Source organism: Pseudomonas cremoris, from assembly GCF_014230465.1.
In genome coordinates this window covers 485,166-503,228 of record NZ_JAAXCY010000002.1, presented here as the reverse complement: position 1 = coordinate 503,228, position 18,063 = coordinate 485,166, and the positions used below count along the sequence as shown (strand labels likewise).

Sequence of the window (18,063 nt, the reverse complement as noted above, 5' to 3'; positions counted from 1 at the left end):
CCTCGCCACATTTAGCCCGCGTCAGAAATTCCAGCGCGTGGTGACCATCATGTTGCGTGGGTCGCCAGGGTAGGCCGAATCGTAGAAGCCGATGTTGGTGTAGTAGTTCTTGTCGAACACGTTGTTGACGTTCAGGGTCGCCGACAGGTTCTCGGTGATCTGGTAGCGCGCCATCAGGTCCACCAACCAGTACGCGTCCTGGGTGAGCACTTCGGAACGGCGCAGGCCGGCATTGCTGATCGACTTCCAGCCTTCGCTCTGCCAGCGCGCGCCACCGCCAAGGGTGAGTTTGTCCAGCGAACCCGTCAGCTTGTAGGTGGTGTAGAGGTTGATCTGATCTTCCGGCTCCCACGTGGCGATTTTTTTGCCGTTGTCGTCGCGCGCGATCTTGTGGGTGTAGCCCGCTTGCAACTGCCAACCGGTGGCCAGTTCGCCGGAGATTTCCGCTTCGTAGCCTTTGGTCTTGGACTTGGTGCCGTAGTAGGGCGAGTCGTTGATCAGGGCGGCGCCAGGTGAGGTGTCGAGTTCCGGGCGGTTGGTCTCGTGCACTTCAAAGTAGGCGAGGCTGGTGTTCAGGGCGTCGTTGAAGAACTCACCCTTGATGCCCACTTCGTAGTTTTTGCCTTCGTCCGGTTCGAGCATTTTGTCGTTGCGGTCGCGGTAGTCGGTCTGCGGCTGGAAGATTTCGGTGTAGCTGGTGTAGGCGGTGAAGTTGTCGTTCAGGTCGTAAGTCAGGCCAGCATAAGGCACGACTTTGCCGCTTTCCTTGGATTTGCTGTTGCCGGTGACTTGATAGTTGGCCAAGCGAGCGCCGAGCAACAGGTGCATTTCGTCGGTCACGCTAAAGCGGCTGGTGAGGTAGCTGCCGGTCTGGCGAGTGGTCTGGTCGAAGTCGCGATATTTAACCCACGCCGGCTCCGGAATGTCGCCATCCCACGTGTAGAAATCAGCCGAGTTGGTGCCGCTTGCAAACAGGGCGTTGTAGGCCTTGTTCTTCCATGTGCTGATGGCCACCGACTGACCGAGCACCAGTTCGTGTTCGCGGCCAAACAGTTCAAACGGCCCGGTGGCGTAGGCGTCGAGGCTGTCGCTGGTGGTTTCACCCACGTATTTACGTGCAAACAGCGAACTCTGGTTGCCCGAGTCCTGGGACAGGGCGCCCAGCGGCGCGTGATAGGCGTTGATCTGGTGGTTGTACTGACCTTTGGCGACCCAGCCATTGCTGAAACTGTGCTCCAAGGTGGCGAAGGCGGTGCGTGTGTACTGCGCCCATGAACCCCATTTCGGGCCGTTGTTGAACGAGCGTGGCAAGTCCAGTTCTTTACCCTCGGCGTCGAAGATCATGCGGCTGCCGGTCCAGCTGGAACCTTTTGGATCACTGTCCTGATAGTCGGCGCCGACGGTCAGCAGGGTGTCTTCGTCCAGGTCGGCCTCTAGAATCCCGTAGAACACGCTGGTCTTGCGCGAGTAGTGGTCGAGGAATGAGTGCTTGTCATTGTAGGCGGCGACCGCACGGCCTCGGATGTTGCCGGTTTCGGTCAACGGGCCGCTGACGTCGATCTGCGAGCGGTAGTTGTCCCAGGAGCCGGCGCCCAACTCGATGCTGCCCTGGAAGTCGGCAGTCGGTTTTTTACGGATCAGGTTGAGCGTGCCGCCCACGCCGCCAGCGCCGGTGAGCAGGCCGGTGGCGCCCTTGAGCACTTCGATGCGGTCGTACAGCGCCATGTCGGTGAGGGTCTGGCCGGCGGAATACTGGGCGTCACGCAGGGTCGGGATGCCGTCGTACTGGAAAGTGTTGATGGAGAAACCGCGCGAGTAATAGTTGGTGCGCTCGCTGTCATAGGTCGACACGGTGATGCCGGGGGTGTGGCGCATCACGTCATCAATGGAGTTGAGGCCGAAGTCGTCCATGGCCTGGCGCGTGACGACGGAAATCGACTGCGGCGTTTCGCGCGGCGTCAGCACCAGGCGCGTGGCCGTGGCGATGGTGCCGGGGGTATAGGAACCCGTGCCTTCGGTCACCGTGCCGAGTTGGTTGGTGGTCACCTGCGTGGCGCCCAACTGCAATGCACTCTGCTCGGCGTTTGCGACCAGTATGTAGCCGCCGTTGCTCTGGCGTTCGGCGTGCATGCCGCTGTTGGCCAGCAAACGTGCCAGACCGTCTTCAACGGTGTACGAACCGTTCAGACCGGTGCTGGTGAGGTGTCGAGCCTGGTCGGTGTCGAACGAAATCGTCACGCCCGCCTGCACGCCAAATTGCGTCAGTGCCTTACCCAGCGGCCCCGCTGGAATGGCGTAGGCTGCCTGGGTTTGTGCCAACGCAGGGGTTGGCATCAACGCCAGGCCGGGCAGGCTGGCGAGGGTCAAGCCAAACAGCGCCAGACGCACGGCGCGCGTCATGGACGTGTTGGCGAAGAGAGGAAGCGGGGGCATTCGGTGATCCTTCCGTTGAGCTGGCAGAAAGTCGCTGCAATAGCGGTTTGTGTCATTGACGGATGAGAATCAAAATCAGCAAGGTTGCCCGACAACAATTTTCACGCGGGTTCGATAGTGGCCCAGTAGCGGGTGACATACCGCACCTTCACCGGCAGGGATTTGCCCAGGTTTTCCAGCACGGTGTCGGTGTCGTCGATACGGAACGCGCCCGAGATGCTCAAGCCTTGCACCGCCGGGTCGCAGCGCAGCACGCCAGGGCGATAACGGCTGAGCTCCGTAATGAAATCCCCCAGGCGCCAGTCGTCCACACTCAACATGCCATGCACCCAAGCGGTGGAGCCTGCTGGCAGGGCCGAGGGGTTCTGGATGGCATCACGGTCGAACGCGACCTGCTGGCCGCTCTCCAAACGCAACACGTGGCCCGATTGTCGGCGCGGGCGTATTTCAACGGCGGACTCCAGCACACCGACCTGGGTGTGATCGTCGAACTGGCGAACACTGAACTGCGTGCCGAGGGCTTTGATGCTGCCGTCGCCTGTGGTGATGATGAACGGCCGCAGGGCTGGATCCTTGGCGGTTTGCACCCGGATTTCACCCTGATAGAGCCGGATCAGTCGTTGGTTGGCGTCGAAATGGATGTCCAGCGACGTGTCGGCGTTCAGCTCCAATTGCGTGCCATCATCCAGGCGCAGTGAGCGACGTTCACGGGTACCGGTACGTTGCTCGGCCATCAGGGCGCGGTACGGAACCTGCTCCACCGCCAGCCACGAACACGCGCCGACGGCCATCAGCATGCTCAGGATCTTCAACACCTCACGGCGTTGTTTCTGGGCGGCGCCGAGGCCGGAGAGGGCGGCTTGCTGAGGCATCCTTGCCCATTGCTGTTGCAGCGCCTCGACTCGCCCCCACGCCGCTGCGTGCTGTGGGCAGGCCTGCAACCAGGCCTGCCAAACTTGTGTGCGTGCCTCGTCAGCCTCGCCGTCATTCAACTGCACGTACCAGGTGGCGGCGGCTTCAAGCGTCTTTAAATCCAGGGACGGCTTCATCAGCTCTCGACCAGCAACAGGCATTGCGTCATGGCGCGGATCAGATGGTTCTTCACCGTGGTCACCGACACCCCAAAGCGTTCACCGGCGGCGACGTAGTTCAAGCCCTCAAGCTGCACCGCCAGGAAAATCTCTCGCGTGCGCACCCCCAAGTCATCCAGCAGGCTGTCGATGGACACCAGCATTTCGATGATCGACAAACGCACCTCCGGCGACACTTCCACCGGCTCCGGCCGCAGCGCCAGCGCCTGCAGATAAGCCTGCTCGATGGCGCGACGGCGGGATTTATCGATCAGTAACGAACGTGCGATCGCACTCAGGTAGCCACGCGGCTCACGGATCGGCGCGCTGTTGCGAGCCGTCATCACGCGCAGGAAAGTGTCCTGCGCGAGGTCAGACGCATCCGCCGCGTTCCCCAGCCGTACCCGCAGCCAGCCTTTAAGCCAACTGTTGTGGTCGCTGTACAACTGATGAAGCGCTGAATGATCAAGGGCCGACATGAGCGTGCTACCGATGTGTAAATGGTAATTGCTCTCATTATTGTGATGGCGTGGTTTTATGCAAGAGGCTTTTGTGCGGTGGGATGACCGAATCAGCGGGCGTCCAACAGGCGGCGGAAGTGGCTTTGCTGGTTTTACGCTGTCAAATAAATGGCGTGAATCGAGCCTGGAGTGACCGTTTGGCGGCAGGCAAGACAAAACGTTGACAGTTCCAAATGGATCCAACATTATTTGCGACGGTTTTGATGGCTCTAAGCCATTAAAATGACATTAATAGCGCAGATTCGTCCCATGCTGTTGTTCTTAAAGAGGTCGGGATGTTGCGGCTTGGACCCTGATGGCCAAGTGGCGTCAGTCGGGGTACCCATTAAACACAATTACCTTGTTCGCAGGCTCTTTGATTCACGTCTGCAGTAGAGTCTTTAGGAAGAAAACTTCATGGTCGTAGGACGCGTTCTGGTTACAGGTGGTGCAGGTTTCATCGGTTCACATCTGGTCGATGCCTTGTTGGGCAAGGGCTACAAGATTCGCGTGCTGGATAACTTGTCCACCGGCAAGGTGACTAACCTGCCAATGGACAATGCCGACCTGGAACTGGTGGTGGGTGATGTTGCAGACAGCACCGTCGTCGAGCGCGCCATGCGAGATTGCAGCGCGGTCGTGCACTTGGCAGCCGTCGCGTCGGTCCAGGCCTCGGTAGACGATCCGGTCGCCACCCACCAAGCCAACTTTGTCGGCACACTCAACGTTTGCCAAAGCATGTTGAAAGCCGGTGTGGTGCGCGTGGTATTTGCGTCCAGCGCTGCCACTTACGGCAACAATGGCGAAGGCACCGCCATTGATGAAGACACGCCTAAGTCCCCGCTGACGCCGTATGCCAGCGACAAGTTGTCGAGTGAGTACTACCTGGACTTCTATCGCCGCGAGCACGGCCTGGAGCCGGTGATCTTCCGCTTCTTCAATATTTTTGGCCCACGCCAAGACCCTTCCTCGCCTTACTCCGGCGTGATCAGCATCTTCACCGAGCGCGCACTGGCCCGTAAGCCCATCACCGTATTTGGTGACGGCGAGCAAACCCGCGACTTCGTATTTGTGCAAGATTTGGTGAGCATTCTTGTCCAGGCGGTAGAGACCAACGAGCCGGCCCTAGGGGCCATCAACGTCGGACTTAACCGCGCCACCAGCCTCAACGATCTTATCGCTGAACTGGGCGATGCCACGGGCACCCCGTTGAACGTGACCTACCAAGCGCCACGCCAAGGTGATATTCGCCATTCGCGCGCCAACAACGCCCGTTTGCTGGAACGCTTTGCTCTCCCGGAACCGACTTCAATCGGCCAGGGTCTAGCACAGCTCTTGCGTAGTTTGTAATTCGACGGTCAGTTCGCCCGACGTTAACGCAGTATCGGCCCAGTCATTTTCAAGAGTGAATTATGGAAATCGTTTTCCGCAGGACGCGTTTGCGCGCGATCGCCGAGCGGCTACTCGCTGCTCTAGCATTGTTCGTTGCAGGGCCAGTTGCCCACGCTGCTGCTTTGCCTCAACCGGCCAGCGTGGCGTTCTGGTACGCCGACCAACCACCGCTGCCAGAACTGTCGCAGTTCGATTGGGCCGTGGTCGAGCCGGGCCATATGACACCGGGCGATGTGAAAACCTTGCGGGCACTGGGAAGCCAGCCGTTTGCCTATTTGTCCATCGGTGAGTTCGATGGCAACAAGGCCGAAGTCGAGAAAGCCGGGCTGAGCAAAGCGATTTCCCCGGTGCGCAACGACTCTTGGAACAGTCAGGTGATGGACCTCACCTCGACGGCCTGGCGTGAGCACCTGTTCGGTCGCGCCAAGGCCCTCGAAGCGCAAGGTTATGCCGGCCTGTTTCTGGACACCCTCGACAGCTTCCAACTGCTGCCACAAGCCTCCCGTGAAGCACAGCGCGTTGGCTTGGCCAGCTTGCTGCGTGAGTTGCACAAGCGTCAGCCTAACTTGAAGCTGTTCTTCAACCGCGGCTTCGAAGTGCTGCCAGAGCTGGATGGCGTGGCGGCCGCAGTCGCCGTCGAGTCGATTCATGCGGGCTGGGATGCTTCCGCCAAGCGCTATCGTCCGGTGTCCGAGTCCGACCGCCAGTGGCTCGAGACGCACCTGCAACCGCTGCGCGCCAAGGGCATCCCGCTGGTTGCCATCGACTACCTGCCACCTGAGCGCCGCGAAGAAGCGCGCAAGCTCGCCAAGCGTTTGCGTGACGAGGGCTTCATTCCGTACATCAGCACTCCGGATCTCAACACCCTGGGCATCAGCAGCATCGAGGTTCAGCCGCGCCGTATCGCAATGATCTACGACCCGCGTGAAGGCGCGCTCGAAGATGCTGCTGGACATAGCAACCTGGGCGGCTTGCTGGAGTATCTCGGCTATCGCGTCGATTACCTCCCCGCCAACAGTGACCTGCCGCAATACGGCTTCAGCGGTTTGTACGCAGGTGTGGTCACCTGGATGACCAGCGGCCCGCCGCAGGACACGCCCGCGTTCAATCGTTTTCTCAACGCGCGCCTGGACGAAAACGTCCCGGTGGTGTTTTTCAGTGGCCTGCCGGTTGAAGACAAGTTGCTGCTCAAGCGCCTGGGCCTGAAGCGTGATGCGCCGCCAGCCACCCAAGTGCTGACCATCACTCACCAGGACAAGGCATTGCTGGGCTCATTTGAAGCGCCGGTTGTACCGCGCTCCCGCGACCTGGCATCCGTCTCGGTGTTGCCTAACGGCCCAACCCCGGCGTTGTCCCTGAGCGGTGCCAATGGCGCTGTGTTCAACCCGGTGGTGGTCGGCAAATGGGGTGGCCTGGCACTGGCGCCTTATATCCTTGAGATCAACAACGAGCGCAGCCGGTGGATTCTCGATCCGTTCGCCTTCCTGACCGCCAGCCTGCGCCTGCCGGACCAGCCACGCCCGGACACCACCACCGAAAATGGCCGTCGCATCGCGACCGTGCACATCGACGGTGATGGCTTCCCATCCCGCGCCGAAGTGCGGGGCACGCCGTACGCGGGTCGCCACACCCTGGACGACTACATCAAGCCCAACCCGTTCCTGACCTCGGTCTCGATCATCGAAGGTGAGATTTCGCCGCGTGGTGCGTTCCCGTTCCTGGCCCGTGAGCTTGAGCCGATTGCCCGCGAGATCTTTGCCAACCCGAAAGTCGAAGTGGCGACGCACACGTTCAGCCACCCGTTTTTCATGCAGCCGGACAAAGCCAAGAAGCGCGAGAACTTCAACCCGGAATACGGCTTGAACATGAAGATCGCCGGCTACAACAAAATCGATTTTCGTCGCGAGATCTTTGGTTCGCGTGACTACATCAACCAGAACCTGACCACCCCGCAGAAGCCGGTGAAAATGGTGTTCTGGCCGGGCGACGCGCTGCCGTCTTCCGACACCATCAAGTTGGCCTATGACGCCGGCCTGAAAAACGTCAATGGCGCCGAAACCATCATGACCAAGGCCAACCCATCGCTGACGGGCCTGAACCCGTTGCTGCGCCCAACCCCGGGTGGCCTGCAGTACTACGCGCCGATCATCAACGAAAACCTCTACACCAACCTGTGGAAAGGCCCGTATTACGGCTTCCGCGAGTTGATCGACACCTTCCAGCTGACCGACAGCCCGCGTCGCCTGCGCGGCTTGCACCTCTACTACCACTTCTATTCCAGCACCAAGCAAGCCTCGATCAAGGCCATGCACGAGATCTACGGCTACATGCGTGATCAACAGCCGATGTCGTTGTGGATGAGCGATTACGTCGACCGCCTGCATGGTCTGTACCAGTCGAGCTTGGCGCGTACCGCCGATGGCGCCTGGCAGATCCGTGGGATGGACGCACTGCGTACCGTGCGCCTGGATGCACAAATGGGTTGGCCGGACTTGGTCAAATCACAAAATATCGCCGGCGTGCGCGACTTGCCGCAAGGCCGTTACGTGGCCCTGAGCAGCGACAAAGCGCTGTTGGTGCTGCGTTCGGACAGGGATCCTCGCCCTGCGTTGGAGGAGGCTAACGTGCCTTTGCTCGATTGGCGCTACCTGGATGATCGTCGCGTGAGTTTCGCGTTTGCCGGTCAGTTTGACCTGACCTTCTCCGTGCGCTCGGCTACAGCCTGCCGCGTAGAAGTCGATGGGCAGCGATTTGCGGGCAAGGCTTCGGCCGGCCTTTGGACTTTTCAACTACCTATGAAGCAGGTGAGTAATGGTCAACTCCTCTGCAACTAAAAATAACCGCCTGCTCAATCCTTGGGCACTGGCGGTAGTCGCGGTTGCCGTGGGAGGTTTGCTGTGGGCGACCTTCCAGCGTGAAGAAGTGTTCCAGCCCGACGGGCGCGAGCCCGATGCGGTATCTGCCAACTACGCCGAGCTGTTGCTGACAGCGCACCCCGAGGACGACCGCTTGCGCCTGCAATTGGTCGACTTGCTGATTCGCCTGGGTGACTACGCCAAGGCACGTGAGCACGTGGATGCCTGGCCCAAGCCGCAGCCGGAGATCCAGGCCTACTACCGCCTGGAACTGGACGCGCTGATCGCCGCCAATGGCAACGATCTGATCGCGCAGCATGCGCTGGTCGAGCGTTTGCAAAGCTTTGATCATCGCAAGTTGCCGGTGGCCCAACTGCAAAGCCTGGCCAAGCTGGCGCTAACCCTGCAGGCGCCGGCGTTTGCCGCCACGGTGTTCGAAGAAATCGCAGGGCGTGACCCGGCGCAACATACCGAGGCCCTTAAATCGGCAGCGCAGTGGTACCTAGCGGGTGAGCAACCGGCACGTGCGGCCGACATCTACCTGCAACTCAAGCGTGACGCCCAGCAGCCAGGCGAGCAGCGCGAGTACGCGCAGCTGGCGTTCAATAGCCTGCTTTCGGCCGGCCGTGACGAGCAGGCCGCTAAGGTGTTGGCTGACGAATTGCCCACGCTGACGAACGCAAAAACCGATGTGGCATGGCTGGAGCAGGGCGTTGATATCGCCGTTGCGACCAAGCAATTTGAGCTTGCCCAGCGTGTGCTCCAGCAGTGGCATGACCTGGAGCCCGACAACCGCAAAATCCTCGTGAAGGAGTTCCAGGTACGCCTGGCCATCAATGACCTGGCGGGTGCGTGGGAGACCGGCCAGGAACTGGTGGTCGATTACCCGGATGACACCGAATTGCTCGAGCAAATGGCCAAGCTCGGTGAATGGCGCGGCGACAACGAAGCGGCGCTGAGCTACTGGATCCGCTTGCTCAAGCTCAAGGAAGACCCGAAAACCCGCGAACATGCCTGGCGTCTCGCCAGCCAGCAATTCGACTTTGACCGCTCGATCCCGCTGCTCGCCGAGATCATGCAACAGCGTGCGCTCACGAACATCGAACTGGATGCGTTGATCTACGGTCACGAATCGCGCGGTACCCCCGTCGAAGCCGAAGCCTGGTTGCGCGGCTACTTGCGTAAATACCCGTCGCATCGTCTGGCCTGGACACGCCTGCTGCAAAACCTGGAAAACACCGGGCAATTCGCGGCCAAGGGCAAGGTCTACAAGGACTATGCAAAAAGCTACAAGCTGACCACCGAAGAACTGGTCGATTGGGCCAGCACCGAAATGAAGCTGTTTGATGAGCAAGCCGCTTGGGAAGTGGTGAAGTCGGATAACCCTGCCATTGATGACCCGGAATACTGGCGCACCCGCGCGGCCCTCGCTTGGGACCTGGAGCGTGATGAAGACTTGCGCGTCTCGCTGGAGAAGCTGCTGTCCCTTAACGGCAAGCTGACCAGTGGCGATGAGAGCCAGTTGATCACCCTGTATCGCACCAGTGACCCGCAGCGCGCCCTGAAGCTGATGGTTGACAGTTGGCACCGCGCCCAAGACCCGCAGCGGTTGGTCGAAGCGCTGCAACTGGCTCAGGAACTGCAGGAGTGGGACCAGGTCGTCGCCTTGTTGGAAGACGCCAAGAAATACCCGGATGCCTACGAGCAAGCCCAGGTTCTGGCGGTGCGCGGCGCGTTGGCGGTGGAGCAGGGCGACACCACCGAGGCCGAGCGTTTGTATCTGCTGGGGCTGTCGCGGTTCCCCGATGACAACCTGTTTCGCGAGCGCCTGACCTGGCTGTACGTCGACCAGGCCGATACGGCGAAGCTCAAGCCGTTGCTGGCCAAATGGCGCCCCTACGCACGGGAAGACCGCCTGCTGTGGCTGCCGTTCGCCAGTGCCAGCCAACTATTGGGGCGTGATACCGAGGCGTTGGCCTGGTATCGCATGTACCTCAAGCTCAGCCCGAACGACTGGCTGGTGCAGGCCGCGTATGCCGACGCATTGGATACCTCCGGCTACCAGGACGCCGCTCAGCGTTTGCGCTTGAAGTTGCTGCGCAGCCCTGAGGCCGAGAACCTGCAACCGTCGTCGCAGCGCTACGCGATCTGGCTGCGCTTGATGTCCAGCAGCTACTCGCCGCAAAAAGCCCAGCAAGAACTGCTGAAGTGGAAAGACGGTTCGCCGTCGATGAAGCAACTGTGGTTCGAACGCCTGGTCGCTCGCCTGGATGCAACCAACCAGCAAGCACAGAAAGATGACTGGCTGGCCTGGGCGCGTACCCAAGGCATCAAGGTCGACCGTTACGAGCAGATCCAGGAAGCCCTGCGCAGCCGCAATAAAGCCCAGGTCGAAACCCTGTTGGCCAGCAGCGACTTGAACCCGGCGCAACGTGCCCAGGCACTCAGCCGTTTGGGACGTAACAACGAGGCCCTGGAAACCAACCTGTCTGCACTCGGTGACGACCAGCCAGAGGCGGTGCGCGAGCAACTGCGTCGCCAGGCCGTGGAGATTCACGAAAGCACACCGCAAGGCGCGCTGTTGTCGTATCAGAAGCAAGACTTTGGTGGCCTCTCGTTTGATTCGCCGCGCCTGGAAATCGCCCATAACCTGGGTGACAAATGGTACGCGGACCTTGAAGTGGAACACGGTAACTACAAAGGCGACGATGTGATCTCATCGAAAATCGGTGACGAGAGCAACGCAGCCCTGACCCTGGTTCGCTCGGTGGAAAACGGCAGTTGGAAATTATTTGCCGATACCAGCCAGCGCAAGGACGACGACCGCAACGGCTTGGGCCTGTCACGTATGTGGCAACTGGGTTCCAGCCACCAGATCGAGACCGGCCTGGACTGGCATCGCAAGAGCGATGACAGCGGCTACATGCGCGCCTTTGGCGAGCAGGACCGGGCCTGGGTCGGTGGGCGTCATGGTTTGACCGCACGCGACCAGTTGAGCTGGGAAGTGGCGCAGCGCTCGTTCTCGACCCGTGCCGGGGATTCCCTGGGCACCGGTCAGGCCGTGAAGCTGGAGTTGAACCACACGCTGGAATTCGCCGGGCCTAACTGGACCGTGCGCAGCGGTGTGGATTACCAGAAGAACAACGTGAAGGATCGTGACCTGGACTACCTCTCCAGTCGTAATGGTGGCCCGATCAAGATCACGCCTCAGTCGATTGACCCGGACACTAACCTGCCGGACCCGCTCGACGTGGAAACCGTTACCGCTGGCGACCTGTTGCAAAGCCGCTACGGCCAACTCTACGTCGGCACCACCTGGCGTCGTGGCATACCGGGCGCCCTGGTGCGCAGCAAGCCGCAATACACCTGGTTGGTGGACATGACGGCAGGCTGGCAATGGACGGACCAAACCTTTAACTACGGCATCAACACCGGGGTCGGCTTCGAAGTGCTGGGTGATGACGAACTGGCCCTCACCTTCGGTTACCAATCTGCGCCACAGGGCGGGGATGGCAAGTCCGGCGGCACACTGGGTATGAGCTACGGCGTGCGTTTCGGGCGCTGATTACAGAATCTACGGGAGAAAAACCTATGCAAGCAATTCGTAACCTGAGCTTGGCTCTGACAGTACTGTTCGTCGCCGGTTGCTCAAGCTTCACCAGTGAAAACAGCCCGAACCTGCCGCGCAACGCGCAGTGGGGCATCGTGCCGATGGTCAACTATTCCCAGACCCCGCAAGCCGGTGAGCGCAGCGAGCAGATTCTGCTCAGTGTGCTCAGCAGCCACGGCCTGCAACCGCGCGTGTACCCAACCAGCACCCAGGGCGAGCAAGCGCTGATGGACGACAACGAGCGCCTGAACGGCGCCCTTGAATGGGCACGTGAGCAGAAGCTCGATTACGTGGTGGCCGGTAGCGTGGAAGAGTGGCAGTACAAGAACGGCCTGGACGGCGAGCCGGCAGTCGGCATCAGCCTGCGGGTATTGGAAGCCAACAGCGGTCGCGTGCTCTGGAGCAAAAGTGGCGCGCGCGCCGGCTGGTCCCGTGAAAGCCTGGCGGGCAATGCTCAGACGGTTATCGACAAGCTTGTTGGCGCCCTTCGGTTCGAGTGAACGCAATGAATTCTCCACACATGGATTACAGCCTGGCGCCTCGCGCCAGCGGGCCGGTGTCTTGGCTGGAAACGCTTCTGGTGACGGGGTTGGCCATTGGTCTTGGCTTCTGGCTGACCCCTGAAGACCCGTTGCAGATGCACGGTGGTTTCCCCTGGCCGATTCTGGCGCCGCTGCTGTTGGGTGTGCGTTACGGTTTTGTGCGCGGTCTGTTCAGCGCCGCTTTGCTAGTGGCCGCGTTGTTCGCGCTGCGCTACAGCGGGCATGAGGGTTACACCCAGCTGGAGCCGTCTTTCATCGTGGGTGTGCTGGTGTGCGGGATGCTGGTCGGTGAGGTTCGCGACTTGTGGGTGCGCCGTCTGGAGCGTCTGCAGATGGCCAACGAATACCGTCAGTACCGTCTCGACGAATTCACCCGTGCCCACCAGATCTTGCGGGTGTCTCACGACCTGTTGGAGCAACGTGTCGCCGGCAGCGACCAGAGCCTGCGCAGCTCCTTGCTGGGGCTGCGAGAAAAACTGCGCGGCATGTCGGTCGAAGGCGATGCGCTGAACGAACTGGCAGAACCGATCGTGGCGATGCTGGGACAGTACGGCGCCTTGCGCGTGGCGGGGCTGTACCGCGTCGACGAGAGCGAAAAGAATGTTCTGCCGCAGGCCTTGGCCATGATCGGCGTCATGGGCCCATTGGGCACCGACGACGGTTTGATCAAGCTGTGCCTGGAGCGTGGCGAGCTGGTCAGCGTGCGTCAGGAACTGATCGACTCGGGTAACTCCGCGCAGTTCTCATCGTTGCAGGCCTGTATCCCGCTGATCGACGCGGAAGGGCGTTTGCTGGCGATCCTGGCGGTGCGGCAGATGCCGTTCTTCGCGTTCCAGGACCGCACGTTGAGCCTCTTGTCGCTGCTGGCCGGCCACATCGCCGATCTGCTGCGCCGCGATCCGCAAGTGCTGAGCCTGCCCGATGCGGATGCCCAGCAATTCACGTTGCAGCTCAAGCGTTCGCTGGTGGATGTGGAACAGCACACCTTGCCGGCCGGGTTGTTCGCGTTCGAGATGACGCGTGCCAACGACGAACTGTCGCGCTTGATGGAGCGCAGCCAGCGTGGCCTGGACCTGCACCTGCCGGTGCGCAACAACCGCGACCACCATCTGCTGTTGGTGTTGTTGCCGTTGACCAGTCCGGAAGGCACCCAAGGCTACCTCGCGCGTATCGGCCTGTTGTTGCACGAACACTTTGGCATCGACACCGATTTGGACAGCCTGGGTGTGCGGGTCATGCCTTTCAACCTGGAGCCTGGCTGTGATCGCAACGGGCTGCGTAACTTCCTTTACAACGAGTGTGGCCTGAATGATCAGCAAGTGGCTGTTTAGCGGCGCCGTGTTGCTAGAGGCGGGCAGTTGGGCCAGTTTGTGGCTCGACGCGCCGCAGTTGCACCAACTGTTGGTGTTCACCTTCAGTCACGGCCTCGCCTGCGTGATGCTCAGCGGCGCGGTCTGGCTGTTGCTGCCGGCGCGCTACCGTGCGCCGCTGCCGTGGAGCCCGTTGTTCATTTTCAGCCTGGCGTTCTTCGTGCCGGTCATCGGTACCCTGGGCGTGGTGGCGTCGATCTTCCCGGCGCTGTACCTGCCGCGCAAACGCGACCAGCAAGCCTGGCAGGCCGTTGGCATCCCAGACCTGCCGTTCCGCGCGCAGGCCCAGACCCGCACGCCGATCTTCGCCGACGGCGGTTTGCAGGATGTGCTGCGTCACGCGCCGAACCCCGATCAACGTCTGGCCGCTTTGTTGGCAACTCGACGCATGCCGGGCAAGGACGCCGTGCCCATCCTCAAGTTGGCCTTGGGTGACCCCAGCGATGACGTGCGCCTCTTGGCGTACTCGATGCTCGACAAGCAGGAAAGCGACATCAACCTGCACATCCAGATGGCCCTCGAACAATTGGCCGGCGTCAGCCCGCGAGCCGCGGGCCCGGTGCACAGCATGTTGGCGCGCTGGTATTGGGAGTTGGCCTACCTGGGCCTTGCCCAAGGCAGTGTGCTTGAGCACGTGTTGAACCAAGCCAGTGAACACGCCGAGCAGGGCCTGGCGGCGGGCGAGGGCGGTGAGTTGTTGTTGCTGGCGGGCCGTATTGCCTTGGAGCGCGGTGAGAATGAGCGAGCCGAAGCCCTCCTGCACGAAGCGGAGAGAAACGGTCTTGGTGCTGCGCAATTGCTGCCCTTCCATGCCGAACTGGCCTTTGAGTCGGGTCGCTATCACGAAATTCCCGGGTTGCTCGCCAGCCTTCCGGAAAAAACCCGCCAGCGGCCACCCTTCGCTGAGTTGGTGAGGAGCTGGAATGAATCATAAGGAAGCGACACCGACGGCCGATATCTGCCTGTTGCTGGAAGGCACCTGGCCGTACGTGCGTGGCGGCGTATCGAGCTGGATTCACCAGATGATCCTCGGCCTGCCGGAACTGACCTTTTCGGTGATGTTCATCGGCGGCCAGCGCTCGGCCTATACCTCGCGGCGCTACGAAATCCCGGCGAACGTATTGCACATCGAGGAAGTGTTCCTCGAAGACGCGACACACCCCACCGACACCCGCGGCACGCCGCGTGATGCCGACCCGCAACAGCTGGCCGACCTGTATCGCTTTTTGCATCACCCGGACCAGCCCGAGCGGGAACTGGGTGAGCGCATGCTCAATTGCATCGCCGAGGGCCACATGACCCTCGACGACGTACTGCGCAGCCGCGCCAGTTGGGAAACCCTCAGCGAAGGTTACCGCCAGCACTGCGCCGACCCTTCTTTCGTCAACTATTTCTGGACCCTGCGCTCGCTGCAGTCGCCTTTGCTGATGCTCGCCGAAGCCTCACGCAAGATGCCGCCAGCGCGGGTGTTGCACTCGATTTCCACCGGTTACGCCGGGCTGCTGGGGTGTATCCTCAAGCATCGCTGGAAGTGCACGTACCTGCTGAGCGAACACGGCATCTACACCAAGGAACGCAAGATCGACCTGGCCCAGGCCACGTGGATCGCCGAAAGCTCCGGCCAGGCGCTGAACCGCAGCCTCGACGGTGGCTCGGGGTATATCCGTACCCTGTGGGTGCGCTACTTCGAACGGATCGGCCAGTTGGCCTACAACAGTGCCGACAACATCATTGCCTTGTATGACGGCAACCGTCAGCGCCAGATCAAAGACGGTGCCGACCCCGCTCGCACGCAGTTGATCGCCAACGGCATCGACCTGTCGCAGTGGGCCAGCGCCATGGAAACCCGCGAGCCGGGCATCGCGCCCGTGGTCGGATTGATCGGGCGTGTGGTGCCGATCAAAGACGTGAAAACCTTCCTGCGCGCCATGCGCGGCGTGATCAGCGCCATGCCGCACGCCGAGGGCTGGATTGTCGGTCCGGAAGAGGAAGACCCGGAATACGTCAGCGAATGCCGCAGCTTGATGGCGAGCCTTGGGCTTGAAGGCCGGGTGCACTTCCTGGGCTTCCAACGCATCCAGGACATCCTGCCGAAACTGGGCCTGATGGTGCTGACCTCGATCAGCGAGGCACAACCCCTGGTGATCCTCGAAGCTTGGGCCGCCGGTACGCCGGTCATCAGCAGCGACGTCGGCTCGTGCCGCGAATTGATCGAAGGCGGCAGCGCCGAAGACCGCGACCTGGGCGTTGCAGGCAAGGTGGTGGCGATTGCCGACCCACAAGCCACCTCCGCCGCCATCCTCGAACTGCTGCGCAGCCCCGAGCGCTGGAAGGCTGCACAGGCCAGCGGCTTGTTGCGGGTCAACCGTTACTACACCGAAGCCTTGATGCTGCAGCGCTATCGCGACCTGTACCAAGCAGCCATGGAGAACAATTAAATGGCCGGTATTGGCTTCGAACTGCGCAAGATCCTCTCGCGCGACTCATACACCGCTACCCTGCACGCGTATGTGTACGCCGGCTTGATCAGCTCCGGGCCGTGGGTGCTGTCGATCATCAGCGTGATGCTGGTGGGCATCATCAGCTTGGGCCTGTTGTTGCCCAACTCACTGGTGGGGCAGTTCCTGGTCACGGTGACGTACCTGATGGCCAGCTCGTTGATCCTGACGGGTGGCCTGCAATTGTTCTTCACCCGGTTTGTGTCCGACCAATTGTTTGAACACAAGTACGAGCAGATCCTGCCCAACCTGTTGGGCGTGTTGCTGCTGGTCACCATTGGCGCCGGCGTGCTGGGGGTCATTGTGTTGGCGCTGCTGTTCGATCAGCCGCTGATCTACCGCGTGCTGGTGCTGTCGAACTTCGTGGTGCTGTGCAACCTGTGGCTGGTGATCATCTTCCTGTCGGGGATGAAAAAATATAACCGCATCCTCATGGTCATGGTGGTGGGCTACGCGCTGATGGTCGCAAGCGCCTACGCGCTGAGCTTCCTGAAGATGCCCGGCCTGTTGCTGGCATTGCTGATCGGGCACGGTAGCCTGCTGTTCCTGTACCTGTACGACATCCTGCGCGAATACCGTGCCGAGAAGATGATTGCCTTCGATTTCCTCAATCGTCGCAACGTCTTCCTTAGCCTGCTGGTGACCGGGTTCTTCTACAACTTCGGCATCTGGGTCGACAAGATCCTGTTCTGGTTCAACCCGGGCACCTCCAACGCCGTCATCGGCCCGCTGCGCGCCTCGATCCTGTACGACATGCCCATCTTCATCGCCTACCTGGCGATCATCCCTGGCATGGCCGTGTTCCTGGTGCGTATCGAGACCGACTTTGCCGAATGGTACGACCGACTGTTCCGCGCCATTCGCGACGGCGAAACCTTGCAGCACATCGGCTCGCTGAAAACCGAAATGACCCTATCGATCCGCCAAGGCCTGCTGGAAATCTGCAAGGTCCAGGGCCTCACCGTGGTGCTGCTGTTCCTCTTCGCACCGCGCCTGCTGGAATGGATCGGCATCTCCAGCTACTACCTGCCCCTGTTCTACATCGACCTGATCGGCGTGAGCATCCAGGTGGTGTTCATGGCATTGCTCAACGTCTTCTTCTACCTCGACAAACGCCGCGTCGTGCTGGAACTGTGCGTACTGTTCGCCGTACTCAACGGCGCCCTGACACTGCTCAGCATGCACCTGGGGCCGAGTTTCTTTGGGTATGGGTTTACGTTGTCGCTGCTGGTGTGTGTGTTGCTGGGACTGGCGCGGTTGTCGTCGACGCTGGAAGATTTGGAGTATGAGACGTTTATGCTGGCGCGGTGATTGGCGTTAAGCGCGACGAAAAAAAGGCACTTGGCGGATAGCGGCAAGTGCCTTTTTTGTTGCTCAGGGATTGGTTATTGCTCGGTATGGCAAGGCGACTCCAGCACCTTCACCACATCATCAATCACCGCCTTGCTCATCTCCTGCAAGAAGTGCGATGCCCAGGCGTAGCGATCCGTATCACGCGTCATGGCCGCGTCTTCTGCGAGCAACTCGGCAACGTGCAGCAGGTTGGAGGCGTGGTGCAGAGCGTCAGGCAGGGAAACACCGCTGTTAACGCGGAACAGAGGTTGGTCGGAGTGAAAGGAAAAAGGGGTGACGCCGAGGGTGGTTAAGGCTGATGGGTGTGTAGTGGTCATCGGTAAAACTCCCATATCGAGTGAGAGCTACCACATTCGTAATCGTGCGAATGGGCGGCGCTGTGGCGCCTGCATCTTGCCGGGTTCTCAGGCCCGATCGCTGAATTGACAGCGACGGCGGGA

General features: G+C 60.8%; 12 protein-coding genes. 8 read left to right on the top strand and 4 right to left on the bottom strand.

Features of this window, described 5'->3' with window-relative positions; all coding sequences use genetic code 11:
- Positions 1-21: 21 nt before the first annotated feature.
- The 3 genes from HF257_RS05835 to HF257_RS05825 all read right to left on the bottom strand — a co-directional run bounded on the left by HF257_RS05835 (position 22) and on the right by HF257_RS05825 (position 3,982).
- Complete coding sequence (locus HF257_RS05835) at positions 22-2,433, bottom strand: TonB-dependent siderophore receptor (protein ID WP_185712059.1); 2,412 nt, start codon at positions 2,431-2,433, stop codon at positions 22-24.
- Between the two features lie 101 nt (positions 2,434-2,534).
- Complete coding sequence (locus tag HF257_RS05830; protein ID WP_185704662.1) at positions 2,535-3,482, bottom strand: FecR domain-containing protein; 948 nt, start codon at positions 3,480-3,482, stop codon at positions 2,535-2,537.
- Complete coding sequence (locus tag HF257_RS05825; RefSeq protein ID WP_185704664.1) at positions 3,482-3,982, bottom strand: sigma-70 family RNA polymerase sigma factor; 501 nt, start codon at positions 3,980-3,982, stop codon at positions 3,482-3,484. The genes HF257_RS05830 and HF257_RS05825 overlap by 1 nt, the downstream gene beginning before the upstream one ends.
- Positions 3,983-4,420: 438 nt before the next feature.
- Here HF257_RS05825 and HF257_RS05820 point away from each other — a divergent pair, with 438 nt between their 5' ends.
- The 8 genes from HF257_RS05820 to pelG all read left to right on the top strand — a co-directional run bounded on the left by HF257_RS05820 (position 4,421) and on the right by pelG (position 17,581).
- Positions 4,421-5,353: an NAD-dependent epimerase/dehydratase family protein gene (locus HF257_RS05820; protein ID WP_185704666.1), complete on the top strand. Its 933-nt coding sequence runs from the start codon at positions 4,421-4,423 to the stop codon at positions 5,351-5,353.
- A gap of 62 nt (positions 5,354-5,415) precedes the next feature.
- Positions 5,416-8,229, top strand: coding sequence for a bifunctional glycoside hydrolase 114/ polysaccharide deacetylase family protein (locus tag HF257_RS05815; protein WP_185704668.1), 2,814 nt, complete (start codon positions 5,416-5,418; stop codon positions 8,227-8,229).
- The gene (locus tag HF257_RS05810; RefSeq protein WP_185704670.1) at positions 8,207-11,815 is read left to right on the top strand and encodes a tetratricopeptide repeat protein; all 3,609 of its coding nucleotides are present in this window, start codon (positions 8,207-8,209) and stop codon (positions 11,813-11,815) included. Before HF257_RS05815 ends, HF257_RS05810 begins: the two co-directional genes overlap by 23 nt.
- A 26-nt stretch (positions 11,816-11,841) precedes the next feature.
- Entirely contained in the window at positions 11,842-12,360 is a 519-nt protein-coding gene (locus HF257_RS05805) for a penicillin-binding protein activator LpoB (protein ID WP_185704672.1), read from the top strand.
- A gap of 5 nt (positions 12,361-12,365) precedes the next feature.
- Positions 12,366-13,733: a PelD GGDEF domain-containing protein gene (locus HF257_RS05800; protein ID WP_233081259.1), complete on the top strand. Its 1,368-nt coding sequence runs from the start codon at positions 12,366-12,368 to the stop codon at positions 13,731-13,733.
- A complete protein-coding gene (locus tag HF257_RS05795; protein WP_185704674.1) occupies positions 13,711-14,706 on the top strand; it encodes a HEAT repeat domain-containing protein in 996 nt (331 codons plus the stop codon). Before HF257_RS05800 ends, HF257_RS05795 begins: the two co-directional genes overlap by 23 nt.
- On the top strand, positions 14,696-16,210 hold the full coding sequence (pelF, locus tag HF257_RS05790) for a GT4 family glycosyltransferase PelF (protein ID WP_185704676.1): 1,515 nt from the start codon (positions 14,696-14,698) through the stop codon (positions 16,208-16,210). The genes HF257_RS05795 and pelF overlap by 11 nt, the downstream gene beginning before the upstream one ends.
- Complete coding sequence (pelG, locus tag HF257_RS05785; RefSeq protein ID WP_185704678.1) at positions 16,211-17,581, top strand: exopolysaccharide Pel transporter PelG; 1,371 nt, start codon at positions 16,211-16,213, stop codon at positions 17,579-17,581.
- Between the two features lie 74 nt (positions 17,582-17,655).
- Here the strand turns inward: pelG and HF257_RS05780 are convergent, their stop codons facing one another.
- Positions 17,656-17,940 carry a DUF3077 domain-containing protein gene (locus HF257_RS05780; protein ID WP_185704680.1) on the bottom strand — a complete coding sequence of 95 codons (285 nt, stop codon included), beginning with the start codon at positions 17,938-17,940 and terminating at the stop codon, positions 17,656-17,658.
- Positions 17,941-18,063 lie beyond the last annotated feature (123 nt).